This window comes from Pseudomonas sp. 2995-1, assembly GCF_002742505.1.
Classification (GTDB): Bacteria; Pseudomonadota; Gammaproteobacteria; order Pseudomonadales; family Pseudomonadaceae; genus Aquipseudomonas; species Aquipseudomonas sivasensis.
In genome coordinates, this window is sequence record NZ_LJSA01000353.1 from 95,791 (window position 1) to 119,565 (window position 23,775).

At 60.0% G+C, this 23,775-nt stretch carries 21 protein-coding genes; 10 read left to right on the plus strand and 11 right to left on the minus strand.

The annotated features are described in order from the left end of the window. Positions 1-2: 2 nt before the first annotated feature. The 10 genes from AOA61_RS14460 to AOA61_RS14505 all read right to left on the minus strand — a co-directional run bounded on the left by AOA61_RS14460 (position 3) and on the right by AOA61_RS14505 (position 12,801). A complete protein-coding gene (locus AOA61_RS14460; protein WP_032890239.1) occupies positions 3-623 on the minus strand; it encodes a TetR/AcrR family transcriptional regulator in 621 nt (206 codons plus the stop codon). Between the two features lie 27 nt (positions 624-650). Further along, entirely contained in the window at positions 651-2,333 is a 1,683-nt protein-coding gene (gene phaC, locus AOA61_RS14465; protein ID WP_099602010.1) for a class II poly(R)-hydroxyalkanoic acid synthase, read from the minus strand. 88 nt (positions 2,334-2,421) lie between these two features. Next, positions 2,422-3,267: a poly(3-hydroxyalkanoate) depolymerase gene (gene phaZ / locus AOA61_RS14470; protein WP_032890243.1), complete on the minus strand. Its 846-nt coding sequence runs from the start codon at positions 3,265-3,267 to the stop codon at positions 2,422-2,424. Between the two features lie 144 nt (positions 3,268-3,411). Beyond that, positions 3,412-5,091 (minus strand): class II poly(R)-hydroxyalkanoic acid synthase, encoded by a 1,680-nt coding sequence (phaC, locus tag AOA61_RS14475; RefSeq protein ID WP_095186132.1) that lies wholly within the window; start codon positions 5,089-5,091, stop codon positions 3,412-3,414. Positions 5,092-5,340: 249 nt separating this feature from the next. Beyond that, positions 5,341-5,718, minus strand: coding sequence for a gamma-butyrobetaine hydroxylase-like domain-containing protein (locus AOA61_RS14480; RefSeq protein ID WP_032890248.1), 378 nt, complete (start codon positions 5,716-5,718; stop codon positions 5,341-5,343). Between the two features lie 149 nt (positions 5,719-5,867). Next, positions 5,868-7,205 (minus strand): ATP-dependent protease ATPase subunit HslU, encoded by a 1,338-nt coding sequence (hslU, locus tag AOA61_RS14485; protein WP_032890250.1) that lies wholly within the window; start codon positions 7,203-7,205, stop codon positions 5,868-5,870. A 37-nt stretch (positions 7,206-7,242) separates the two neighbouring features. Further along, the gene (hslV, locus tag AOA61_RS14490; RefSeq protein WP_010563201.1) at positions 7,243-7,773 is read right to left on the minus strand and encodes an ATP-dependent protease subunit HslV; all 531 of its coding nucleotides are present in this window, start codon (positions 7,771-7,773) and stop codon (positions 7,243-7,245) included. Between the two features lie 258 nt (positions 7,774-8,031). Next, the gene (locus tag AOA61_RS14495; RefSeq protein ID WP_027605014.1) at positions 8,032-8,733 is read right to left on the minus strand and encodes an SPOR domain-containing protein; all 702 of its coding nucleotides are present in this window, start codon (positions 8,731-8,733) and stop codon (positions 8,032-8,034) included. Position 8,734: 1 nt separating this feature from the next. Beyond that, the gene (argS, locus tag AOA61_RS14500) at positions 8,735-10,471 is read right to left on the minus strand and encodes an arginine--tRNA ligase (protein WP_099602011.1); all 1,737 of its coding nucleotides are present in this window, start codon (positions 10,469-10,471) and stop codon (positions 8,735-8,737) included. 110 nt (positions 10,472-10,581) lie between these two features. Further along, complete coding sequence (locus AOA61_RS14505; RefSeq protein WP_099602012.1) at positions 10,582-12,801, minus strand: primosomal protein N'; 2,220 nt, start codon at positions 12,799-12,801, stop codon at positions 10,582-10,584. A 222-nt stretch (positions 12,802-13,023) separates the two neighbouring features. On the opposite strand from AOA61_RS14505, the gene rpmE reads away from it, so the two are divergent. The 3 genes from rpmE to AOA61_RS14520 all read left to right on the plus strand — a co-directional run bounded on the left by rpmE (position 13,024) and on the right by AOA61_RS14520 (position 15,525). Further along, positions 13,024-13,254, plus strand: a complete 231-nt coding sequence (gene rpmE / locus AOA61_RS14510) for a 50S ribosomal protein L31 (protein ID WP_049710411.1) — start codon at positions 13,024-13,026, stop codon at positions 13,252-13,254. Between the two features lie 14 nt (positions 13,255-13,268). Then, a complete protein-coding gene (locus AOA61_RS14515; RefSeq protein ID WP_099602013.1) occupies positions 13,269-14,075 on the plus strand; it encodes a thermonuclease family protein in 807 nt (268 codons plus the stop codon). Between the two features lie 181 nt (positions 14,076-14,256). Further along, complete coding sequence (locus tag AOA61_RS14520; RefSeq protein WP_032890259.1) at positions 14,257-15,525, plus strand: malic enzyme-like NAD(P)-binding protein; 1,269 nt, start codon at positions 14,257-14,259, stop codon at positions 15,523-15,525. Positions 15,526-15,771: 246 nt separating this feature from the next. On the opposite strand, the gene AOA61_RS14525 is transcribed toward AOA61_RS14520, so the two are convergent. Beyond that, positions 15,772-18,234 carry a penicillin-binding protein 1A gene (locus tag AOA61_RS14525; RefSeq protein WP_099602014.1) on the minus strand — a complete coding sequence of 821 codons (2,463 nt, stop codon included), beginning with the start codon at positions 18,232-18,234 and terminating at the stop codon, positions 15,772-15,774. A 48-nt stretch (positions 18,235-18,282) separates the two neighbouring features. Here AOA61_RS14525 and AOA61_RS31215 point away from each other — a divergent pair, with 48 nt between their 5' ends. The 7 genes from AOA61_RS31215 to aroB all read left to right on the plus strand — a co-directional run bounded on the left by AOA61_RS31215 (position 18,283) and on the right by aroB (position 23,769). Then, complete coding sequence (locus AOA61_RS31215; RefSeq protein WP_158234805.1) at positions 18,283-18,429, plus strand: hypothetical protein; 147 nt, start codon at positions 18,283-18,285, stop codon at positions 18,427-18,429. A 23-nt stretch (positions 18,430-18,452) separates the two neighbouring features. Continuing rightward, positions 18,453-19,109, plus strand: a complete 657-nt coding sequence (gene pilM / locus AOA61_RS14530; RefSeq protein ID WP_099602037.1) for a type IV pilus biogenesis protein PilM — start codon at positions 18,453-18,455, stop codon at positions 19,107-19,109. After that, complete coding sequence (locus AOA61_RS14535; RefSeq protein WP_095186126.1) at positions 19,106-19,657, plus strand: PilN domain-containing protein; 552 nt, start codon at positions 19,106-19,108, stop codon at positions 19,655-19,657. The genes pilM and AOA61_RS14535 overlap by 4 nt, the downstream gene beginning before the upstream one ends. Beyond that, positions 19,654-20,625, plus strand: a complete 972-nt coding sequence (locus tag AOA61_RS14540) for a pilus assembly protein PilP (RefSeq protein ID WP_099602015.1) — start codon at positions 19,654-19,656, stop codon at positions 20,623-20,625. The genes AOA61_RS14535 and AOA61_RS14540 overlap by 4 nt, the downstream gene beginning before the upstream one ends. 69 nt (positions 20,626-20,694) lie before the next feature. Further along, a complete protein-coding gene (locus AOA61_RS14545) occupies positions 20,695-22,020 on the plus strand; it encodes a type IV pilus secretin PilQ (RefSeq protein WP_032890266.1) in 1,326 nt (441 codons plus the stop codon). Positions 22,021-22,024: 4 nt separating this feature from the next. Beyond that, positions 22,025-22,543: a shikimate kinase AroK gene (gene aroK, locus AOA61_RS14550; RefSeq protein WP_010213757.1), complete on the plus strand. Its 519-nt coding sequence runs from the start codon at positions 22,025-22,027 to the stop codon at positions 22,541-22,543. A 125-nt stretch (positions 22,544-22,668) separates the two neighbouring features. Further along, the gene (gene aroB, locus AOA61_RS14555; protein WP_099602016.1) at positions 22,669-23,769 is read left to right on the plus strand and encodes a 3-dehydroquinate synthase; all 1,101 of its coding nucleotides are present in this window, start codon (positions 22,669-22,671) and stop codon (positions 23,767-23,769) included. Positions 23,770-23,775 lie beyond the last annotated feature (6 nt).

Below are 23,775 nucleotides of genomic sequence, written 5' to 3' on the forward strand. Positions count from 1 at the left end.
CGTCAAACGGGCTCATCCAAATAACGCAGCGCCAACCGCTCCGTCGTTAGCCGTGTCGGCAATAGCAGGTGCGGCGCTACCAGCATCATGATCTGGTACACCACGACCCGTATCTCGCCTTCGCGATCAAGTATCCGCTGGTAATCCAGGGAAAACAGCAAGGTCATGGTGATCTGTTCCACCAATTGCCCCAGTGCCTGCGTGTCACTGACCACTTGCCCCGCTGCCTTCAATCGCGCCAGCAATGATGCCAGGGTACGTTTGAGCGCTGTAAGCAGGTTGCGAATGCCTTTGGCAAGCTTCGGTAGGCGTCCGGCCAAGTTGGATAAGTCCTGGAACAGAAACCGGTAGTGGGCCATTCGCTCGACAATCAGGTGCAGGAACAGCCAGTAATCCTCAGCCTTCAATTGTGCGTCTGCGGGCGGATCAAGCAACGGCGCCAGCTCACCTTGAAAACGCTCAAAAAGCCCAATGATCAGCGGCTCCTTGCCATGGAAGTGGTAGTAGAGGTTGCCGGGACTGATCCCCATTTCATTGGCCACCTCCATGGTTGATACATTCGGCTCGCCCTTTTGGTTGAACAACTGCAGGGCGCATTCAAGGATACGGTCGCGGGTCTTCATCCAGTCTTCTTAATGTGATCGTTGAGCTCAGCGCACTCGCACATAGGTGCCCGGCGCCGCTTCCATCGGTGGGTAATTCTGGTTGCCCAGAGCCGTGAGGGTTTCGCGTTGCACGCCCGAGCGCTGCTGGATCCACTCCAGCCATTGCGGCCACCAACTGCCTTCGACATGGTTGGCGTCGTAGTACCAGGCGCGTGGGTCGCTGCTCAGCTTTGGGTTCTCGACGTAGTTGGCCTTGGGGTTGCCCGGAGGGTTGAGGATGCTCTGGATATGCCCGCTGTTGGACAGTACGAAGCGCCGCTCGCCGCCCAGCAATTGTGTGGAGCGATACACCGCGTCCCACGGCGTAATGTGGTCGTTGATGCCGGCCACGCTGAAGCTGTCCACGGTGACCTTTTGCAAGTCAATGGGCGTGCCGCATACCTCCAGGCCGCCGGGATGGCTCAGCGGGTTGTGCTTGAAGAAGTCCAGCAGGTCGCCATGCAGCGCGGCGGGCAGGCGCGTGTTGTCGTTGTTCCAGTACAGGATGTCGAAGGCCGGCGGTTCCTTGCCCAACAGGTAGTTGTTGATCCAGTAATTCCAGATCAGGTCATTGGGGCGCATCCAGGCGAAGACCTTGGCCATGTCGCGCCCATCCAGCACTCCCTCTTGATAGGAGCGGCGTTTGGCGGCTTCCAGGGTTTGCTCGTCGGCGAACAGGGTGGCGGGGCTGTCGATCTGGCTGTCCAGCAGGCTCACCAGGTAGCTGGCGCTGGAGATGCGGCGTAGCTGACGCTTGGCCTGCAAGTGGCCTTGCAAGGCGGCGATGGTCAGGCCGCCGGCGCAGGCACCCATCAGGTTGACTTCTCGGGCGCCGGTGATTGCCCGGCATACGTTAAGCGCTTCCTCCAGTGCCGCAACGTAGGTGGACAGGCCCCACTCGCGGTGGCGCACATCCGGGTTGCGCCAGCTGACCATAAAGGTCTGCAGTCCGTTTTTGAGCGCGTACTGCACAAAGCTGTTGGCCGGGCTCAAGTCGAAAATGTAGTACTTGTTGATCTGCGGCGGCACGATCAGCAGTGGCTTGGCGTACTGTTTTTCGCTCATGGGCTTGTACTGGATCAGCTCCAGCAGCTCATTGCGAAACACCACCGAGCCAGGGGTGGTGGCAACCGTCTTGCCAACTTCGAACGCGTGCTTGCTCACTTGGCGTGGCAAGCCGTTGTTGTGCAGCAGGTCTTCGAACAAATTGGCCACACCGCGCACCACGCTGTTGCCGCCGGAGTTGAGCAACTCTTTGACGGCCAGCGGGTTGAGCAGGGTGTTGGAGGGGGAGACGGCATCGTTGAGCAGGGAGAAGGCGAAGTGTGCGCGGGCCCGGTCATCGGCGCTCAGGGCGCTGTCGTCGATCCAGTGACGTGTCTGCTTCTGCCAGCTCAAATAGGCTTGCAGACTTCGGCGGTAGAGCGGGTTGAGCTTCCAGGTGGGATCGCTGAAGCGGCTGTCATGGGGGTTGGGCTCGTGCACGGTCTCGCCCAACAGCACCCGACCCAACTGGCCGCTCAAGGCCCAGGCATGCCGTGCGGTGTGCACCGGGTTGCGCAAGCTGTGGGCGGCGACGCTGCGCAAGGTCGAGAGCAAGTTCCTGCCCCTGAGGCCGGTGATCGCATTTTGCGCATTGATGAACGCAGCAGGGGTAGGCGCCGGGTTCGTCACGGGTCTTTCTCGCATGAGCCAACACTCCTTCGTCTAGCCATCAAACAGGCACGCCAATTCAGAACCATAGTCGGTTCCTGGCAAGTTGCGCGGCGTTGCGTCCTTACACCGCCGGGCGTGGATGAATCACTGCACGCATTCGCTCCTCTTCCAAGAACTTCATGATGATCGGCGCCACGGCTTCGGCCCGGGTGATCAAGAACAGGTGGCCGTCATCGATGATGTGCAATTGCGCATTGGGGATGCGCCAAGCCAGCATGCGCATATTGATCAAGGGGATCAGCGGGTCGTCGTCCCCCGCCAGCACCAGGGTGGGCTGGCGGATCTTGTGCAGCCAATGGATGCTGGTCCAGCCCAGCCCGGCGAACAGCTGCCAGTAGTAACCGAGTTTGCCGGCAGATCGCACCTTGCTCGCATGTTCGGCGGCGAGGTTCGAGTCGCGGCGGAAAGAACCGCCATAAATCATCGGCGCGATACGCACCACATGGGACGGTTGGATGTAGCGGCGTGGGCTTGCCATCAGCCACAAAACCTTGGGCTTACCCGGCACCATCACTGCGCCAGCCGCCGTAGCTGCCAGGATCAGTTTCTTGCAGCGCTCCGGGTAGTCATAGGCAAACTGTTGCGCCAGTGCACCACCCCAGGACACGCCTACGGCGTTGACCTGGCCGTAGTCGAGATAGTCGAGCATGCGCGCGGTGAGCTTGGCCAGGCCGGGAAAACGATAGGGCCGCTTGGGGGTAGATGAGCCGCCGACGCCTGGCACATCGAATGCAATCACCTCCAGGTCCGGGTCCAGGGCCTGGACGAACGGAAACACCAACTCAAGGTTGGCGCCGATGCCGTTGAAGATCAGCAGCGGCGTCAAGTGAGGCTTGCCCGGGCGCACCGCCGTGCGGATGGTCTGGCCATCCAGGTCGATGGTGCGGAAGATGAACGGTTGCGGCATGCTCAAGCCCTGTGAGGTAGTCCGGTAGGTATTGGGTCAACGTGGGAGGGGGCTTGCTCCCGATAGCATCAACGCGGTGTAGCAGGCGCTCCGTGTCGCCTGCATCGGGAGCAAGCCCCCTCCCACATTTGATCCCATTTCAATCTAACGCTCGTGTACGTAGGTTCCAGGTGCCGCTTCGGCTGCGGCGTAGGTTTTGTTGCCTAATGTCGTCGGCGCCTTCTTCAGCTTCCCGGCGCGCTCTGCCTGCCATACCTGCCAGTGCAGCCACCAGGAATCGGTGTGCTTGGTTGCGTTCTCCTGCCATTCCAGAGGCTTGCCCGCGAGGCTGTCGCTGGTCTGGTAGCGCGCCTTGGGGTTGCCCGGTGGGTTGAGAATGCTCTGGATATGCCCGCTGCTGGACAGCACAAATTCCACTTTGCCGCCAAACAACTGCGCCGACTTGTAGCAAGACTGCCAGGGTGTGATGTGATCGTTGGTGCCGGCCAGTGAATAAATATCCGCCGTGACCTGCTTGAGGTCGATGGGCGTGCCGCACACTTCCAGTGCGTTGGCGCGTACCAGCGGGTTGTTTTTGAACAGTTCGATCAGGTCGCCATGGAAGGCGGCCGGCAAACGTGTGGTGTCGTTGTTCCAGAACAGGATGTCGAACACCGGCGGCTCGTTGCCCAGCAGGTAGTTATTGACCCAGTAGTTCCAGATCAGGTCGTTGGGGCGCATCCAGGCGAATACCTTGGCCATGTCGCGGCCTTCCAGCACGCCGGCCTGGTAGGAATGACGCTTGGCCGCTTCCAGGGTCTGCTCATCCACAAACAGCGCCACCTGGGTGTCCAGGGTGGTGTCCAGCACACTCACCAGCAAGGTCAGGGCGTTGACCTTCTTCTCACCCAGCGCCGCGTAGTGGCCGAGCAGAGCGGTGCAGGTAATGCCTCCGGAGCAGGCGCCGAGCATGTTGATGTCTTTGCTGCCGGTGATCGCCGTGACCACATCGACCGCTTCCTTGAGCGCCTCGATATAGGTCGACAGGCCCCATTCGCGCTGGGCCTTGGTCGGGTTTCGCCAACTGACGATAAAGGTTTGCTGGCCGTTGCGCAGGCAGAAGCGCGCCAGGCTCTTTTCCGGGCTCAGGTCGAATACGTAGAATTTGTTGATCTGCGGCGGTACGACCAGCAGCGGGCGCTCATGCACCTGCTCGGTGATTGGCTTGTACTGGATCAGCTCCAGCACGTCGTTGCGAAACACCACCGCGCCTTCAGTGGTGCCAAGGGACTTGCCCACTTCAAAGGCGCCCATGTTGACCTGGCTCGGCATGCCGCCGTTGTGCACCATGTCCTTGGCCAAATGTGACAGGCCGTCGAGCAGGCTTTTACCGCCGGTTTCAAAGAAGCGTTTGACTGCCGCCGGGTTGGCTGCGCTGTTGGTGGGGGCCATGGCTTCGGTCATCAGGTTGATTACGAAGTGGCCGCGGCTGATGTCCTGGTCCGACAGGTTGCTGTCGCCAATCCAGTCATGCAGTTCCTTGCGCCACGCCAGGTAGGTTTGCAGGTAGCGCTTGTAGAGCGGGTTCTGGCTCCAGGCCGGGTCGTGGAAGCGACGGTCGTCGCTCTCAGGCACCAGCTCCGATTTGCCGAACATCACATTCTTCAATTCAACGCCAAAGTGGGCGACGTGCTTGACGCTGTGCAACGGTTGCTTGATGGCTTGGGTCAGCACCATCTTGGCCGAGGCCAGTAAATCCTTTTTGCGTAACGCGATGATCGGGTTGAGCCCCAGGGTGTTTTCCGAGGCCTGGCGTTTCAAGTCATCGTTGTTCTTGTTACTCATCTACGACGCTCCATTGTCCGAAAGACGAGTACCGGGTACCGCCGTGCACCAAGTTTCGATACACAACACAAGCCTGGTACTGCGACTCGGGTGACCGTTGATACCGCATCGTCAAATGCAGGGAACTTGCCAGTTCCATTGGTTACCCGAGTTTAATTTTTTTCGCAAGCGGGCCAATCGTTGACCACGCGACAGGGCATTCAAACAGATGAAATTAGAAAATGCCCTCTAATGAGCGAGAAGCCTGGACTAGAGCATCAGCCGCACGACCGACTGACTCGGGTCGCGGGTTTTGCCGGCGGCTTTGAGCTCGGCGAGATAATCGGTCCACAACGCGTCCTGACGCACGGCCAATTGATAGAGGTAGTCCCAAGTGAACAGTCCGCTGTCATGCCCATCGTCGAAGGTCAATTTCAGTGCGTACTGACCGGCCGGTTCTACTTTGATCAACTTAACGTTGAGCTTGCCGAATTGCAGGATGGGTTTGCCGTGGCCCTGGACCTCGGCGGAAGGCGAGTGGGTGCGCAGCAGTTCGGCGGGAAGTTGGTATACCTCGTCGGGCCCGTAGGTGAGACCGAGGGTGTTTGAGGTTTTGTGCAGGTTTACAGCAGTAGGAAACTTGGCCATATGAGGTGCTCTTGAATAAACCGGCTTAAAAATGTGGGAGGGGGCTTGCCCCCGATTGCAGTGGGTCAGCTATAGATAAGCTGACTGATCCACCGCTATCGGGGGCAAGCCCCCTCCCACATTTGAAGCAAAGCAGTTCTGTGTGAGGCTTACAGAATATACCGCGACAAGTCTTCGTTCTGTGCCAATTCGCCCAAGTGGCTGTTGACGTATTCGGCGTCGATCTTGATCGCCTCGCCATTCTGCGCACCGGCCATGTCGCCGGCGCTGAAAGACACTTCCTCAAGCAAGCGCTCAAGCAACGTGTGCAGGCGACGTGCGCCGATGTTTTCGGTCTTCTCGTTGACCTGCCACGCGATCTCAGCCAAGCGCTTGATACCGTCCGGCAGGAACTCAATGCCCAGGCCTTCGGTTTTCAACAGCTCGCGATACTGCTCAGTGAGCGACGCATGCGGTTCGCTGAGGATGCGTTCGAAGTCGCCAGGGGTCAGTGCCTTCAGCTCTACGCGAATCGGCAGACGACCTTGCAACTCCGGCACCAGGTCGCTTGGCTTGCTCAGGTGGAACGCACCGGAAGCGATAAACAGGATGTGGTCGGTCTTGACCATGCCCAGCTTGGTGTTCACGGTGCAGCCTTCGATCAGCGGCAGCAGGTCGCGCTGTACGCCTTCGCGGGACACATCGACGCCGCCGGAATTGCCGCGCTTGGCCACCTTGTCGATCTCGTCGATAAACACGATGCCATGCTGCTCGACAGCTTCCAGAGCTTTGGCCTTGAGCTCTTCCTCGTTCACCAGGCGCCCGGCTTCTTCGTCGCGTACCAGCTTGAGCGCCTCTTTCACCTTGAGCTTGCGGCTTTTCTTCTTGCCCTTGCCCATGTTGGCGAACAGGTTCTGCAACTGGCTGGTCATTTCTTCCATGCCAGGCGGTGCGGAAATATCGACGCCGGAGACCTCGGCGACTTCAATCTCGATTTCCTTGTCATCCAACTGGCCTTCGCGCAGGCGTTTGCGGAACAGTTGGCGGGTGTTGGAATCGGACGACGGCGCTGCGTCTTCGTTGAAACCCATGCGTGCCGGTGGCAACAGGGCATCGAGGATGCGTTCTTCGGCGGCGTCTTCGGCGCGGTGGCTGACCTTGGTCACTTCCTGTTCGCGCAGCATCTTCAGGGCGGCGTCGGCCAGATCACGGATGATCGACTCGACGTCACGGCCCACATAGCCGACTTCGGTGAACTTGGTCGCTTCGACCTTGATGAACGGGGCATTGGCCAACTTGGCCAGGCGCCGGGCGATTTCGGTTTTACCGACACCGGTCGGGCCGATCATCAGGATGTTCTTCGGTGTTACTTCAACGCGTAATTCTTCGGGCAGTTGCATCCGGCGCCAGCGGTTACGCAGCGCGATGGCAACGGCGCGCTTGGCATCGTCCTGGCCGATGATATGGCGGTTGAGTTCATGGACGATTTCGCGGGGAGTCATGGACATAGTTTTTGGCGGCCTCAAGCGGGAATAAGCCTACGGCTTACTCGGCGAGGTCCTGCTCCTCAATGGTGAAGTTGTGGTTGGTGAACACGCAAATGTCACCGGCGATACCCAGGGCGGTTTCGACGATTTCGCGGGCCGACAGGTCGGTTTTCTTCAACAGTGCGCTCGCCGCGGCCTGGGCGTAACCGCCACCGGAGCCCATGGCGATCAAGCCGTGCTCGGGTTCAACCACATCGCCGTTGCCGGTGATGATCAGCGAAGCGTCTTTGTTTGCTACAGCCAGCATGGCTTCCAGGCGGCTGAGGGAGCGGTCGGTGCGCCATTCTTTAGCAAGCTCCACAGCGGCGCGCACAAGGTGGCCCTGATGTTTCTCAAGCTGGCCTTCGAAACGCTCGAAGAGGGTAAAAGCGTCGGCGGTAGCGCCAGCAAAGCCGGCGAGCACCTGGCCGTGGTACAGGCGACGGACTTTCTTCGCGTTGCCTTTCATCACGGTGTTACCCAGGGAAACCTGGCCGTCGCCGCCCATGACGACTTTGCCGTGGCGACGTACTGAAACGATGGTGGTCAAGGGGAGAGTCTCCACGCAGCGGGGCGAAAATGCCCTGATGGAAACTCATATGGGGGTGGCGGGGGGGATTTCAACCGTAGGGGTTTATGGCGGACGAGTGGTGTTTATCGGTCTGACACACATTTCAGAGCGCTGCAAAACCAAATGTGGGAGGGGGCTTGCCCCCGATGGCGGAGTGTCAGTCAATGAATCTGGTGACTGATACACCGCCATCGGGGGCAATCCCCCTCCCACATTAATGCTGTTGTGTCTTCGAAATCAGCGGCTCTGGCGTTGTTGTAACAACAGGTTGCTAAACCCTGCGCCGGCCAATTGTTTCTGTGCCACGGTCAGCTGTTCGCGGTTGCTGAACGGCCCCACCAGGACGCGATACCAGGTCGCGTCCTTTACAGTGCCCGACTCCACCGTCACCGTCTGGCCCAGCAGAATAATCTGCGCACGCACACGATCCGCATCCGCCTGTTTCGGGAACGAGCCCGCTTGCAGGAAGAACTTGGTCACCGGCGCCGCTTTGGTCTCCGCAACCGGTGGTGCGGGCGGCGGAGTAATCCCGGCCAGTGCTGCCTGGGCCCGCGCGGTGTCGATTTTCGCGGCTTCCGCTGGGGTCACCGGGGTGGTCGGCACTTGCGGCGTCGGCAGGGTTTTCTCCGGCACGGCGTCAGGCGGCACGATCACTTCCGATTCCGGCAGCAACGTGTAGAAGTCGTATTTCGGCTTCACTGGTGCCGTCGGGCTAGGCGCTGTCTTATTGGCTTCGGCCATTTTCGTGGCTTTCTGCTGTTCCTGTTTGACCCGTTTGACGTCATCGCCCTGGCCGGGATCCAGCTTCATCAGGAACACGATAAACGCGCCAACCGTGAGGCCGATGGCCATCCACAACCAGCCCGGAATCGGCTTCTTCGCCGGGGCCTGGTAGCGGCTGGCGCCGCGCTTGGGTGCAGGTTTTTTCTTGGCAGCCAACTTACATACGCTCCAGAGTTTCCAGGCCCAACAGTTCCAGGCCTTGCTTGAGGGTCCGTCCAGCCAGTGCGGCGAGGCGCAGGCGGCTTTGCTTCTGGGCTTCGTCGTCGGCGGTGAGGATCGGGCAGTTCTCGTAGAAGCTGGAGAACAATCCGGCGACTTCATACAGGTAGGTGCAGAGGATATGCGGCGTGCCTTTCTCGCCGACGCTGTTCAGCACTTCGCCGAATTGCGCCAGTTTGGCGGCCAGTTCCTGTTCATGAGGCGCGTCCAGCACGATCTGGCCTTCGACTTCGCTGAAGTCCTTGCCCAGCTTGCGGAACACACCGGCCACGCGGGTGTAGGCGTACAGCAGGTACGGCGCGGTGTTGCCTTCGAAGTTGAGCATCAGTTCGAAGTTGAAGCTGTAGTCGCTGGTGCGGTGCTTGGACAGGTCGGCGTATTTCACCGCGCCAATCCCCACTACGCGGGCGATGTTGCGCAGGTCGGCTTCGGCCAGCTCCGGGTTCTTTTCCTTCACCAGGTTGTAGGCACGCTCCTGGGCTTCGTTCAGCAGGTCGATCAGCTTCACGGTGCCGCCGTCGCGGGTCTTGAACGGACGGCCATCGGCGCCGTTCATGGTGCCAAAGCCCATGTGTTCCATGTGCATCGGGTGGGTGATGAAGCCCGCACGGCGCGCCACTTCGAACACCTGCTGGAAGTGCAGGGCTTGGCGCTGGTCGACGAAATACAGCGCGCGATCCGCCTTGAGCACGCCGCTGCGGTAGCGCACGGCGGCCAAGTCGGTGGTGGCGTAGAGGTAGCCACCATCGGCCTTGACGATGATCACCGGCAGCGGCTCGCCGTCGGCGGTCTTGAATTCTTCGAGGAACACGCACTGCGCGCCGTTGCTCTCGACCAGCAGGTCCTTGGCCTTGAGGTCGTTGACCACATTGATCAGGTCGTCGTTGTAGGCGCTTTCACCCATCACGTCGGCCATGGTCAACTTGACGTTGAGCAGCTCGTAGATTTCCTGGCAGTGGGACAGCGAGATATCACGGAAGCGGCCCCACAGATCCAGGCATTCCTTGTCGCCGGCCTGCAGTTTCACCACCAGGCCACGGGCCCGGTCGGCGAACTCTTCGGATTCATCAAAACGCTTTTTGGCGGCGCGGTAGAAGTTCTCCAGGTCCGACAGCTCGTTGCTGGTGATCGGGTTTTCCTGCAGATAAGCCATCAGCATGCCGAACTGGGTGCCCCAGTCGCCCACGTGGTTCTGGCGGATCACGGTGTCGCCCAGGAACTCCAGCACCCGCGCCACGCCATCGCCAATGATGGTCGAGCGCAGGTGGCCGACATGCATCTCTTTGGCGAGGTTAGGTGCCGACAGGTCAATGGCCACGCGCTGAGCCGGGCCGGCCTTACGTACGCCGATCTTGGCATCGGCGAGGGCTGCATCCAGGCGCGAAGCCAGGGCCTGGGTGTTTTGGAAGAAGTTGATAAAGCCAGGGCCGGCGATTTCGGCCTTGGTCACACTCTCATCAGCCGGCAGCGCGGCGATGATTTTTTCCGCCAGGTCGCGCGGCTTCATGCCAGCCGGCTTGGACAGCATCATCGCGATGTTGCTGGCGAAGTCGCCGTGGGTCTTGTCTCGGGTGTTTTCCACCTGGATCGCCGGCGTCAGGCCTTCAGGCAACACACCTTCGTTGACGAGTTGGGTGAGGGCTTGTTGGATCAGCTGGCGAATGGTGTCTTTCATGGTGTTCTCTTTCGACCGCAAGCGGCGGCGCGCGATGCGCAGGTGGAAAAACTGGGCATTATCCGTGGCGAGGGCGGGCTTGCCAACCTTCGCGGGACCTGTGGCCTGGGTTAATACAAATCTACCGGGTCTACATCCAACGACCATCGCACTTGTCGGCCGCTGGGCATTTGCTCCAGGGCAAGCAGCCAGCTACTTAATAGTCGATGCAGCGGTGCGCGTGAGGTTGCCTGCAAGAGTAGCTGAGCGCGATAGCGTCCGGCGCGGCGCTCCATGGGCGCGGGCACCGGGCCGAGCAGTTCGATGCCGGTCAGGCTCAGTTCGCCCAGTAAACTTTCGGCGACGCTGCATGCTTCATCAAGAAAACCTTCGGCCTGGCCGGGCTTGTGCGCTTCTGCTCGCAGCAATGCCAGGTGCGCAAACGGCGGCAGGCCGGCGGAACGGCGTTCGCTCAGTGCTTGTTCGGCGAAGGCAAAATAGCCTTGTTCGGTCAGTTGGATCAGCAAAGGGTGGTCAGCGAGGTGCGTCTGAATAATCACCTTGCCCGGCTCCTCCGCGCGCCCGGCACGACCCGCGACCTGCACGATCAACTGCGCCATGCGCTCGCTGGCGCGGAAGTCCCCGGAAAACAAACCACCGTCGGCATCCAGGATCGACACCAGTGTCACCCGTGGAAAGTGGTGCCCTTTGGCGAGCATCTGCGTGCCCACCAGGATGCACGGCTGGCCTTTCTGAATAGTGGCGAACAGCTGATTCATCGCGTCTTTGCGCGACGTGCTATCGCGGTCGACTCGCAGTACCGGGTAATCCGGAAACAGAATGCCCAAGCGCTCTTCGGCACGTTCGGTCCCCGCGCCCACCGGACGCAGGTCCACCTTGCCGCACTGTGGGCAATGGCGAGGCACACGTTCCACATGGCCGCAGTGGTGGCAGCGCAGCTCGCCGTGGCGTTGGTGCACGGTCATGCGCGCATCGCAGCGCTCGCACTCAGACATCCAGCCGCAGTCATGGCACAGCAGTGTCGGCGCAAAGCCGCGGCGGTTGAGAAACACCAATACTTGCTGACCAGCGGCAAGGGTCTGGCCGATGGCTTGCTGCATCGGCCCGGAAATGCCGCTGTCCAGCGGACGGCTTTTGACGTCCAGGCGCATGAAGCGAGGCTGCTTGGCGCCGCCAGCGCGCTCATTCAAGCGTAGGAGCCCATAACGGCCGGTGTAGGCGTTGTGCAGGCTTTCCAGGGATGGGGTGGCCGAACCGAGCACAATCGGAATGTCTTCCTGGCGCGCGCGCACCAGTGCGAGGTCGCGGGCGTGGTAACGCAGGCCTTCCTGCTGTTTATAGGAGCCGTCGTGCTCCTCGTCGATGATGATCAGGCCGGGGTTTTTCATCGGCGTAAACAGCGCCGAACGGGTGCCGATAATAATGTCAGCCTCGCCATCTCGCGCGGCCAGCCACGACTCGAGACGTTCACGGTCGTTGACCGCCGAGTGCACCAGTGCGATGCGAGCGTTGAAGCGCTGTTCGAAACGCGCCAGGGTTTGCGGGCCGAGGTTGATCTCAGGGATCAACACCAGTGCCTGCTTGCCGGCCTGCAGGGTTTCGCGGATCAACTGCAAATAGACTTCGGTCTTGCCGCTGCCGGTGACGCCGGCCAGCAGGAACGCATGGAAACTGTCGAAACCTGCGCGAATCGCTTCATACGCCGCGCGTTGCTCGGGGTTCAGCGGTAATTCCGGCTGGGCCAGCCAATGTTCGTGGCGCGGGTCGGGGGCGTGCTTGCGGATTTCCACCTGCACCAGGCCTTTGGCTAGCAGCAGGTCGAGGCTGTCCTTGCTCAGCATCAGCTTGCTCAATAGCTGATGCGCTACGCCGTGTGGATGTTGGGCCAGGGTTGCCAGGGCTTCACGCTGGCGCGGGGCACGGGCGATGCGCGGGTCATCGAGACGGGCACCGGGCACCGTCGACCAGAAACGCTCCTGGCGTGCTTCGGCCAACTCTCCCTGACGCAACAGCACCGGCAGCGCCCAGCTCAAGGTGTCGCCCAGGCTGTGCTGGTAATACTGGGCGGTCCATAGGCACAGCTTGAATAGCGCGGGCGGCAATGGTGCGGTGGCGTCCAGGATGGCCAGGGCCGGTTTGAGCTTTTCGGCCGGGACTTCGCTGTGATCGGCGACTTCTATCAGAACGCCGATCATTTCCCGTCGGCCAAAGGGTACGCGCACGCGCATGCCTGGCTGCAATTGCGCTCGCAGCACGCCGGCCGGGGCCCGGTAGTCGAACAGGCGGCGCAGGGGCGAGGGCAGGGCTAGGCGCAAAATGGCGTCGGGCACGCGGGGTTCCATATAAGGAGGGTGATGAGGAAGGGCGGGAGCCTAGCAGACAGGGCAAGGCTTGGGTATGCCATGGTTTTCTGATGAAAGGAGCTTTTATGTTGGGAATCGGCCGCAAGGGCCGCTTGCGCGTTTAAAAAGGTCTGGTAGAATCCGCGGCCTAATTACGTGCGGTATTCGACAATAGTGTCGAGTGGCGGCACGCTAGCCCGAGGAAGTGCCATGAAAGCCGATATCCATCCAGCGTACGAAACCATCGAAGTAACCTGCAGCTGCGGCAACAAGTTCGAAACTCGCTCGAACCTGTGCAAGCCACTGGGTACTGACGTATGCAACGAGTGCCACCCGTTCTACACCGGTAAGCAGAAGACTCTGGACACCGGCGGCCGCGTACAGCGCTTCGCAGATCGCTTTGGTGCTTTCGGCAAGAAGCCTGCTACTCCAGCAGAGTAAGGCTCAAAGGCCTTATGGGCTTTTGCCAGCTGTTGAAAAAGGCGTCCCTTGTGGGCGCCTTTTTTGTGCCTGGGATTTGGCTGTCGGCTGTTCAGGCCGAGGTGTTTTGCCCTGCACCGACGTCCGTGTCCCAGGTCGAGGTGCAGCGTGTGGTTGATGGCGATACCGTACGTCTCAAGGATGGCCGCAGCGTGCGGATGATCGGCCTTAATGCGCCGGAGACCGGCAAAAAGGGCCGAACCGATGAGCCCTATTCTGTCGCCGCTCGCCAGCGTTTGCAGGCGTTGGTGGCGGCCAGCGGCGGTCGCGTCGGCCTGGTGCCGGGGCGCGAGCCTAAAGATCATTACGGTCGTACCCTGGCCCACCTTTACGGTGGCAATGGCGAGAACTTGGAGGCGCAATTGCTGGCTGAGGGCCTTGGATTCCAGGTGGGCGTCGCGCCCAATGTGGATCTCGTCGCCTGCCAGCAAACCGCTGAAAACCGCGCCCGTCAGGCAAGTCTGGGCCTCTGGCGGCAATCGCCAATACAGCCAGTGGCGCAGCTCAAGCAATCCGGCTTTGCCTTGGTCAGCGGCCGCGTAAGCAAGATCGAACGCAATCGAGGTGGCATCTGGATAGAATTGGAGCGTTCACTGGTATTACGCATTGCACCCGATCTGGCCCACACATTCGATGTCGGTCTGCTTAATGGTCTGCAAGGCAAGGTAGTCGAGGCTCGGGGTTGGGTGCAGGATCGCTCCAAGCGCGGCGGCCTGAAACACGATCATGCGCGTTGGCTGTTGCCGCTGACCGACTCCAGCATGATCAAATTGACGTTTTAATAAAAAATTGTAGACATTTTTTATGTCGATTGTGAACAGTCTAGCCCTTGTATACCGTGGCTTTAGACTAAAGTACGTCGTTTCGGGGCCTTGACACCTGTGACTGCCCAGTCTTGTAGGGGCTTTACGACACGAGTATCCTCGGCGGTCCGTCGACCAACAGTAAAAGCGGAATGCCGATATGTCTGATTTGAAAACTGCCGCTCTCGAATATCATGCCCATCCTCGTCCAGGAAAGCTGAGTGTAGAGCTCACCAAAGCCACTGCCACTGCCCGCGATCTGTCGTTGGCCTACAGCCCCGGCGTGGCTGAGCCCGTACGTGAAATCGCTCGTGATCCCGAGCTGGCGTACAAGTACACAGGCAAGGGCAACCTGGTTGCAGTGATTTCCGATGGCACCGCGATTCTTGGCCTGGGCAACCTCGGCCCATTGGCTTCCAAGCCAGTCATGGAAGGTAAAGGCGTGCTGTTCAAGCGCTTCGCCGGCATCGACGTTTTCGACATCGAAGTCGATTCCGAGAGCCCGCAGGCCTTCATCGACACCGTCAAGCGTATCTCCATCACCTTCGGTGGCATCAACCTGGAAGACATCAAGGCACCTGAGTGCTTCGAGATCGAAAAGGCCCTGATCGAACAGTGCGACATTCCGGTATTCCACGATGACCAGCACGGCACCGCGATCGTTACCGCGGCCGGCATGATCAACGCCCTGGAAATCGCTGGTAAAACCCTGTCCGATGCCAAAATCGTCTGCCTGGGCGCCGGTGCTGCGGCCATCTCCTGCATGAAGCTGATCGTGAGCATGGGCGCCAAGCTGGAAAACATCTACATGGTCGACAGCAAGGGCGTGATCCAGTCCGAGCGTACCGATCTGAACCAGTACAAGGCGATGTTTGCCCACCCGTCCTCCAAGCGCACCCTGGCTGACGCCCTTGACGGTGCAGACGTGTTCGTCGGCCTGTCCGGCCCGAACCTGCTGAGCGCCGAAGGTCTGAAGTCCATGGCGGCCAACCCGATCGTATTCGCCTGCTCCAACCCGGACCCAGAGATCTCGCCGGAACTGGCTCACGCCACTCGTAACGACGTGATCATGGCCACCGGTCGTTCGGACTACCCGAACCAGGTCAACAACGTTCTGGGTTTCCCGTTCATCTTCCGTGGTGCCCTGGACGTTCGCGCCAAGCGCATCAACGAAGAGATGAAAGTAGCTGCCGCCAATGCCCTGCGTGAACTGGCCAAGCTGCCGGTGCCTCAGGACGTGTGCGATGCCTACGGTGGTGCCAAGCTGGAATTCGGTCGTGAGTACATCATTCCGAAACCAATGGATAAGCGCCTGATCACCCTGATCTCCGATGCCGTGGCCAAAGCCGCCATCGAGACCGGTGTGGCCACCCTGCCGTATCCGAAGAACTACCCGCTGCAAAGCGTGGATGATGTGTTCAACGGCTAAGCCGTTGTAGCGCACCAACAAAAAGCCCCGGCTCTCGCGAGTCAGCGCACCAACAAAAAGCCCCGGCTCTCGCGAGTCGGGGCTTTTTGCTGTGTGGCTATAAAAACCGCGGCCTGCGCAGAACCAAAGGTGGGAGGGGGCTTGCTCCCGATGGCGGAGTGTCAGCCACTTGATGAGTTGGCTGCTCCACTGGTATCGGGGGCAAGCCCCCTCCCACATTGGATCTGTGTTCAAACACAGACTCCGTTAGAACAGGTCGATCGGCGCCGCCTCATCTGCCGGCAGCGGGCTGCCCGGTGCAACGCCGTTACCCAGTTCATTGACCGACGGCGGCGTGTCTTCGCTCTTGAACAGTTCGAAGTACGCATTCGGCGTGCTTGGCGATGCCGCACGGCCACTCACCGGGTCGATCCGCAGGCTAAGGATGCCTTCCGGCTCCGGCTGGGTATGCAGCGGTTTGTCTTTCAAGGCTGCGCCCATGTAGCTCATCCAGATCGGCAGTGCGACGGTGCCACCGAACTCTCGACGACCGAGGCTTTCGGGCTGGTCATAGCCAGTCCACACGGTAGTCACGTAGTCGGCGTTATAGCCGGAGAACCAGGCGTCCTTGGATTCGTTGGTGGTACCGGTCTTGCCCGCGATGTCCGCACGGCCCAAGGCCAGTGCGCGGCGTCCGGTGCCTTTCTTGATCACGTCTTCGAGGATGCTGTTGAGGATATACGTCGTGCGGCCATCCACGATGCGCTCGGCCACGGCAGGTGTCTGTGGTTCGGTTGCAGCGGTGTTTACGGCTGGCGAGGCGCCTGGTGTCGGCTCGATGGTAATGCCGCCGTTGCTCGGCGCTGCCAACCCGTCAGTGGCCGCCACGCCGTTGACCACATCACCCGGCACGCGCGGTGGGTTGGCGGTGAACAGGGTGTCGCCATTGCGGCTTTCGATCTTGTCGATCAGGTACGGCGCGATTTTGTAGCCGCCGTTGGCAAACGTGCTCCAGCCGGTGGCAATTTCCATCGGCGTGAGGGTTGCCGTGCCGAGCGCCAGGGACAGGTTAGGAGGCAGGTCTGACTTGCTGAAGCCAAAACGCGTCATGTAATCGATGGTCTTGCCGACGCCCATCGCCTGCAGCAAGCGGATCGACACCAGGTTGCGCGACTTGTACAACGCCTCGCGGATACGGATAGGGCCAAGGAACGTGTTGGTGTCGTTTTTCGGGCGCCAGACCTTGTCCAGGTACTCGTCGACAAACACGATCGGTGCATCGTTGACCAGACTGGCGGCGGTGTAGCCGTTATCCAGTGCGGCACTATAGATAAACGGCTTGAAGCTTGAGCCCGGCTGGCGCTTGGCCTGGGTGGCACGGTTGTAGTTGCTCTGCTCAAAGGCGAAGCCACCCACCAGGGCGCGGATTGCACCGTTTTGCGGGTCCAACGAGACCAGCGCACCTTGGGCCAGCGGTACTTGGCTGAATTTAAGACTGTCGTCTTTCTGGCGTAGCACGCGGATCAGGTCGCCCACTTGCGCGACGTCTGACGGCTGCTTGGGCATCGGGCCCATGCTGTTGGTGTTCAGGAACGGGCGTGCCCACTTCATGCTGTCCCAGGCTACGTGGGCTTCGCCGGTGCGTGTCAGTACCTGCAGGCCATCTTTCTTCACCTGGGTGACGATGGCCGGCTCCAGCCCGCTGATCGCGCGCTGTTTACCCAGCTCGGTCGTCCAGGCGCTCAGGGTTTTGCCCGGCAAGCGCGATTCAGGGCCTCGGTAGCCGTGGCGCTGGTCGTAAGTGATCAGGCCGGAATGCACTGCGTCATTGGCGATGTCCTGCAAGTTGCTCGGAACCGTCGTCGTCACGCGGAAGCCTTCCGTGTAGGCCTCGCTGCCATAACGGCCGACCATCTCCGCACGCGCCATTTCAGCGATATAAGGTGCGTTCACTTCCGGCGTCGGTACGTGATAGCTGGCGTTCAGTGGTTCGGCTATCGCGCTTTCATAAGCGGCTTGGTCGATCTTGCCCAGTTTGTACATGCGCCCAAGGATCCAGTCGCGGCGCTCTTTACTGCGCGCCGGGTTGGCCAGTGGGTTGAAGCGCGAAGGCGCCTTTGGAAGGCCGGCAATCATCGCCATCTGCGCCAGGCTGGCGTCGCGAATGGACTTGCCGTAGTACACCTGGGACGCGGCTTCGATGCCGTAGGCGCGGTTGCCCAAGTAGATCTTGTTAACGTAAAGCTCAAGGATCTCGTCCTTGGTCAGCTGACGCTCGATCTGCAATGCCAGCAGGATCTCGGTGGCTTTACGCGAAAAGCTGCGTTCGCTGGTGAGGAAGAAGTTCTTCGCCACCTGCATGGTGATGGTGCTGCCGCCGGATTGAATGTGTCCGCTTTTTACCAATTGTGTGGCGGCGCGAACCAGGCTGCTGGGGTCGACGCCATAGTGGTTGGCAAAATTATCATCTTCGGCTGACAGCAGGGCGCTGATGAAATTGGGCGGAATGTCGGCAAAACGGATCGGTGTGCGGCGCATTTCGCCGAACTCCGCGATCAGTTTTTCATCGCTGCTGTAGACCCGCAAAGGAATCTGCAACTGGATACTTCTGAGTGCCTCTACGGAGGGTAAACCCGGACTAAGGTAGAGGTAGGCCCCGCTGAGTACGAGCAGTAGCCCGCAGACGATCGCGACAATGGAGTACCCGAAAAACTTCAGCAGACGAATCAAGGCTTTTGGATTTCCAGAGAAAAGAATGAGTTAGGCGTCGGGGCATGCATGGCAAACGATGGATCGACCCGGGCAGCAGAGAAAAAGCGGGAAAAAACGCTGGGCATTAAAGCATTTTTCGGGTTGGGGCGTCATTCGCGCCACTTCAACATGCCGACCGAATGCGCGGCGCCCAGCCGCAATCAGGCGTTATGACAGGGAAAGTTTTGGGGAGTTTTATGGAAAAGGGATTTTTCAGGCGAAAAGACGACACCGTCCTGGGCGTCGACATCAATGAAGCGGGGATCAAGCTGGTTGAAATCAGTCGTTCAGCCAGCGGTTACACCGTGCAAAGCTACGCCACACAGGCGCTGTCTGCCCATTCGGTAGTCGATGGCACCCTGCTGGACCTGGAAGGTATTGGGCAGGCGCTTTACATCGCACTGTCTCGGCTTGGCACGTCGGCCAAGCGGGCGGCTGTTGCCGTTGCGGGGCCTTCGGTGATTACTCGGGTAATTGAAATGCCTGCAGGGCTGAGTGATGACGAAATGGCCTGGAGGATTCAGATGGAAGCAGATCAATACATTCCTTATCCGCTGGATGAAGTGGCACTGGATTTTCAGGTTCAGGGCATTTCGGCGCAGGGGTCAGCGCGGGTCGAGGTATTGCTGGCAGCCTGTCTCAAGGAGCACGTCGAGGCCCGTGAAGCCGTTTTGGCGCTGGCTGGGTTGGCGACCAGTGTCGTGGACATCGAAGAGTTTGCATTGGCGCACGCTTGCAGTCAGGATTTCGCCAGCTTCACACTTGGCCATCGAGTTGATGGTACACAGTGGGTCGTCGATGCCCCTGGGATGGGAGTCGCTTGCGGGTTGGCCCTGAGGAGTTTCGCTGGATGACACGAATCAATTTTTTGCCTTGGCGCCAGGCGCTGGCGGAACGGCGGCGTAAATATTTCCTGATGCTGCTGGCGGCGTTTGCCTGCGTGGCGCTTGCGGCGGTGTGGCTGGCGGATCAGGTGATCGACCAGGCGATCGACCGGCAGGTGACGCGCAATAATCATGCGAGCAAGGACGTCGCCGTGCTGGACTCGCGTATCAAGACCATTGATGACCTTCAGGTGCAAAGCCAGCAACTGGCGGAACGCATGAAGGTCGTACAAGACTTGCACGATAATCGCTCCGCCGGCGCACAACTGCTCGATCAGTTGGCCCGTGCGGTCCCTGATGGCGTGCATTTGCATGAGGTCGTCGCCAAAGGCGATACGGTGAGTATTAGTGGCAGCGCTGAATCCAGCCAGGACATTGCCCAGTTGATGCGCCGCCTGGAAGCCTCCGAAGGTGCACACTCTACGCGCCTGCAACATGTGCGAGCCGACGGCGCTCGCGGCACCAACGAATTCCAGTTGATGGTACGCCAGGGAGAATCCTCCGAGGCCCAGCCATGAGCCTGCCCAGGCTCGAATTTTCCGCGCTGACTCACAACGCTGCAAAATGGCCCTTACCTGGCAAAGTCCTGCTGGGCTGTGCGCTGGCCGGCATAGTGCTGGTGGTGGGTGACCTTCTATACCTGAGCTCATCACGGGAGCGATTGCGACAGGTCGAGGTTCAAGGTGTTGCCCTGCAGCAGCAACGCGCGGAAAGAACTGACGTGGCCGCGGATCTTGAAGACCAGGCTCGCCAGTTCCAACTGATGCAGGAAAAGGTCAGCGGCCTTCTTCAGCAATTGCCTGGTGAGTCCGAGATGCCCGGCTTGCTGGAGGACATCGCTCGGTTAGCACTGGCTAATAGGTTGGTGATAGAGAGCGTCACGCCGTTGGATGAGCTGTCTCGGCCACTCTATAACGAACAGCCTGTCCAGGTCGGCGTCACCGGCGCCTATCACGACCTGGCGACGTTTGTGAGTGCCCTGGGTGGCCTCTCGCGCATCGCTACGGTGCATGACGTTGCTCTCCGAAGTGATGGCAAGCTACTGCGGCTTGATCTGCTGGCCAAGAGCTATTGGCGTAGCCAGAAAGGCGTTAAACGGGGCGCGCCAGCCCTGCAAGAACAACCCTTTGTCTACGACGCCTCCGGTCTACGTGATCCGTTCCAGCTCCTTGCCTTGCACGTCGATCACTCGCGTGGACGGGCGGCTGTTGCCCCTGACCTGGCTCGTTCGCGTGGAGCCTTGGAAGGTCTCTCTGTGGATCAGTTCGACATGGTCGGCACATTGTCCCGCGGGGCGCAGACTTTCGTCCTGCTGCGCCAGGCCTCTACGGTGCATCGCCTGGCGGTCGGCGATTACCTCGGGCCGGATCATGGTCGAATCACAGCGATTCATGACGGCCATATCGAACTGGTCGAGTTGTTTCCCGATGAACAGGGCGCATGGCTGGAGCGCCCGCGAACCCTCGTATTAAACCTCCACTCATAACGGAATCAAACAATGAAAAGGACTTTCTCGTCCTTCGGTGTGGCGCTATGGATAGCGTTCACGGCACCGATGGCTGTTGCTGTGCCCAATCGTGTGGATCTTATCCAGCTACCGCCTCCCGGGAATGCGGTGTCGGGCGCCTATACAGGTGAAAAGCTGAGCCTCAACTTCCAGGACATTGGTCTGCGCGCCGTATTGCAGCAAATCGCCGATGTGGCCGGCCTCAACTTGGTGGTCAGCGACGATGTGCAGGGCTCCATCACCCTACGCCTCAAGCATGTGCCCTGGGATCAAGCGCTGGATCTTGTGCTGCAAACTAAAGGTTTGGATAAACGGATAAAGGCCGGAGTGCTACTGGTGGCGCCCGCCGAGGAGTTGGCCGCTCGCGAATTGCTCACGCTGGAATCGCGCAAGCAGATGGCCGACCTGGCGCCCCTGCGGCGTGAACTATTGCAGGTCAACTACGCTAAGGCGGCGGACCTGGCCAAGCTGTTCCAGTCGGTGAACGGCTTTGAAGGAACGACGGATGAGCGCGGTTCGGTGGCCGTAGATGACCGCACCAACAACATCATTGCCTACCAGACCGGCGAGCGTTTGGAAGAGCTGCGCCGGATCGTGGCGCAGTTGGATATCCCGGTGCGCCAGGTGATGATCGAGGCGCGGATTGTCGAGGCCAACGTCGACTACGACAAAAGCCTGGGCGCGCGCTGGGGAGGTCGCCTCAATCGAGGGAATTGGGCCGCCGGAGGTATTCAGAAGCCTCAGTCGGACGGTGCCCAAACTCCTGAAAATGCACCCAGCTCGCCGTTCGTAGATCTGGGTTCGCTTACTGGTACCTCCGGCCTGGGCATTGCGTATATCACCGACAACCTGCTGCTCGACCTGGAACTGACCGCCATGGAGAAAACCGGCAATGGAGAAATCGTCTCACAGCCCAAGGTGGTCACCTCCGACAAGGAAACCGCGCGCATTCTGAAGGGCACGGAAATTCCCTACCAGGAATCCACCTCCCAAGGTGCGACGTCGGTGTCGTTCAAGGAGGCCTCCCTTTCATTGGAGGTTACCCCGCAAATCACCCCCGATGACCATGTGATCATGGTGGTCAAAGTCACCAAGGATGAGCCCGACTACCTCAATAAACTCAACGACGTACCGCCGATCAAGAAAAACGAGGTCAACGCCAAGGTGTTGGTCAAGGATGGAGAGACGATCGTCATTGGCGGTGTTTTCTCCAATACCCAAAGCAAAGTGGTAGATAAAGTGCCATTTTTGGGCGATGTGCCGTATCTTGGCCGCCTTTTCCGGCGCGATGTGGTGGCGGATAAAAAATCCGAGCTGCTGGTATTCCTGACTCCGCGTATTATGAATAACCAGGCGATTGCTGTGAGTCGTTGATTCTGTGCGAAATTTGATTCTTGTAGGACCGATGGGGGCTGGAAAAAGCACCATCGGCCGTTTGCTGGCCAAAGAGCTGCGCCTGCCATTCAAAGATTCCGACAAGGAAATTGAATTGCGCACGGGTGCCAATATCCCATGGATCTTCGATAAAGAAGGCGAGCTGGGCTTTCGTGACCGCGAGCAGGCGATGATCGCCGAGCTGTGCGGCTGCGACGGCGTGGTATTGGCCACCGGCGGTGGCGCGGTGATGCGCGATGAAAATCGTCGGGCGCTGCATGCCGGTGGTCGGGTGGTCTATCTGCATGCGTCGGTCGAGCAGCAGGTGGGCCGCACCGCCCGTGATCGTAATCGCCCGTTGCTGCGCACAGCCAACCCGGAAAAAACCTTGCGGGACCTACTCACGCTGCGCGATCCGCTGTATCGGGAAATCGCCGATCTGGTGGTGGAAACCGATGAGCGGCCGCCTCGCATGGTGGTCCTCGACATTCTTGAGCGCCTGCAACGGCTGCCACCCCGTTAAAGCCAGGCCCGAAATGCGCTATTCTCGGCGGCGCGCTATCACCCTGCAGGGTGTGGCGTAGAGCCATCAGGCGACGTCGGGTCTCGACGTTGCCGGTCGTCAACACATCTTCAACGCGGGGACACATGCAGACACTTAAGGTCGATCTAGGCGAGCGCAGCTACCCGATCCATATTGGCGAAGGTCTGTTGGACCAGCCCGAGTTGCTCGCACCGCATATTGCCGGGCGGCAAGTGGCGATCATCTCCAACGAAACGGTCGCGCCGCTTTATCTTGAGCGTCTGAGCCGCAGCCTGGCGGCGTACTCAGTGATTTCCGTGATTTTGCCCGACGGCGAAGCCCACAAGAACTGGGAAACCCTGCAACTGATCTTTGATGGCCTGCTGACCGCGCGCCATGACCGTCGCACCACCGTGATTGCCTTGGGCGGCGGTGTGATCGGCGACATGGCTGGCTTTGCGGCGGCCTGCTACCAGCGTGGCGTGGACTTTATTCAGGTGCCGACCACCCTGCTGTCCCAGGTCGATTCGTCGGTGGGCGGCAAGACAGGTATCAACCATCCGCTTGGCAAGAACATGGTCGGCGCGTTTTATCAGCCCCAAGCCGTGCTGATCGATACCGCGACCCTCAACACCCTGCCACCACGCGAGCTGTCGGCGGGCCTGGCGGAAGTCATCAAGTACGGGCTGATTTGCGACGAGCCGTTCCTGACCTGGCTGGAAGAATACGTGGACGCCTTGCGCGGCCTCGACCAGGTGGCGCTCACCGAAGCGATTTCCCGCTCCTGTGCCGCGAAGGCGCTGGTGGTGAATGCCGACGAACGGGAATCCGGTGTACGGGCCACTTTGAACCTCGGCCACACCTTCGGCCATGCGATCGAAACGCACATGGGCTATGGTGTGTGGTTGCACGGGGAGGCTGTAGCGGCTGGCACGGTGATGGCACTTGAGATGTCGCAACGCCTGGGTTGGATCAGCGCCCAGGAGCGTGATCGCGGTATCCGCCTGTTCCAGCGCGCCGGTTTGCCGGTCATTCCGCCTGAGGAGATGACCGAGGCCGACTTTCTCGAACACATGGCGATAGATAAGAAAGTGATCGACGGTCGACTACGACTGGTGCTGCTGCGCCGCATGGGCGAAGCGTTAGTGACCGACGATTATCCGAAAGAGATTTTACAGGCCACGCTGGGAGCGGATTACCGCGCCCTGGCCCAGCTTAAAGGTTAATAAGAT

Bases quoted from the DNA above. Each gene is read 5' to 3' on its own strand.
- pilM (WP_099602037.1), top strand. From the start codon at position 18,453: ATGGAAAAGGGATTTTTCAGGCGAAAAGACGACACCGTCCTGGGCGTC.
- phaC (WP_095186132.1), bottom strand. From the start codon at position 5,091: ATGAGTAACAAGAACAACGATGACTTGAAACGCCAGGCCTCGGAAAAC.
- hslU (WP_032890250.1), bottom strand. From the start codon at position 7,205: ATGTCCATGACTCCCCGCGAAATCGTCCATGAACTCAACCGCCATATC.
- aroB (WP_099602016.1), top strand. From the start codon at position 22,669: ATGCAGACACTTAAGGTCGATCTAGGCGAGCGCAGCTACCCGATCCAT.
- phaC (WP_099602010.1), bottom strand. From the start codon at position 2,333: ATGCGAGAAAGACCCGTGACGAACCCGGCGCCTACCCCTGCTGCGTTC.
- AOA61_RS14480 (WP_032890248.1), bottom strand. From the start codon at position 5,718: ATGGCCAAGTTTCCTACTGCTGTAAACCTGCACAAAACCTCAAACACC.
- AOA61_RS14520 (WP_032890259.1), top strand. From the start codon at position 14,257: ATGTCTGATTTGAAAACTGCCGCTCTCGAATATCATGCCCATCCTCGT.
- rpmE (WP_049710411.1), top strand. From the start codon at position 13,024: ATGAAAGCCGATATCCATCCAGCGTACGAAACCATCGAAGTAACCTGC.
- AOA61_RS14540 (WP_099602015.1), top strand. From the start codon at position 19,654: ATGAGCCTGCCCAGGCTCGAATTTTCCGCGCTGACTCACAACGCTGCA.
- AOA61_RS31215 (WP_158234805.1), top strand. From the start codon at position 18,283: ATGGCAAACGATGGATCGACCCGGGCAGCAGAGAAAAAGCGGGAAAAA.
- AOA61_RS14460 (WP_032890239.1), bottom strand. From the start codon at position 623: ATGAAGACCCGCGACCGTATCCTTGAATGCGCCCTGCAGTTGTTCAAC.
- AOA61_RS14535 (WP_095186126.1), top strand. From the start codon at position 19,106: ATGACACGAATCAATTTTTTGCCTTGGCGCCAGGCGCTGGCGGAACGG.
- AOA61_RS14515 (WP_099602013.1), top strand. From the start codon at position 13,269: ATGGGCTTTTGCCAGCTGTTGAAAAAGGCGTCCCTTGTGGGCGCCTTT.
- phaZ (WP_032890243.1), bottom strand. From the start codon at position 3,267: ATGCCGCAACCGTTCATCTTCCGCACCATCGACCTGGATGGCCAGACC.
- AOA61_RS14545 (WP_032890266.1), top strand. From the start codon at position 20,695: ATGGCTGTTGCTGTGCCCAATCGTGTGGATCTTATCCAGCTACCGCCT.
- argS (WP_099602011.1), bottom strand. From the start codon at position 10,471: ATGAAAGACACCATTCGCCAGCTGATCCAACAAGCCCTCACCCAACTC.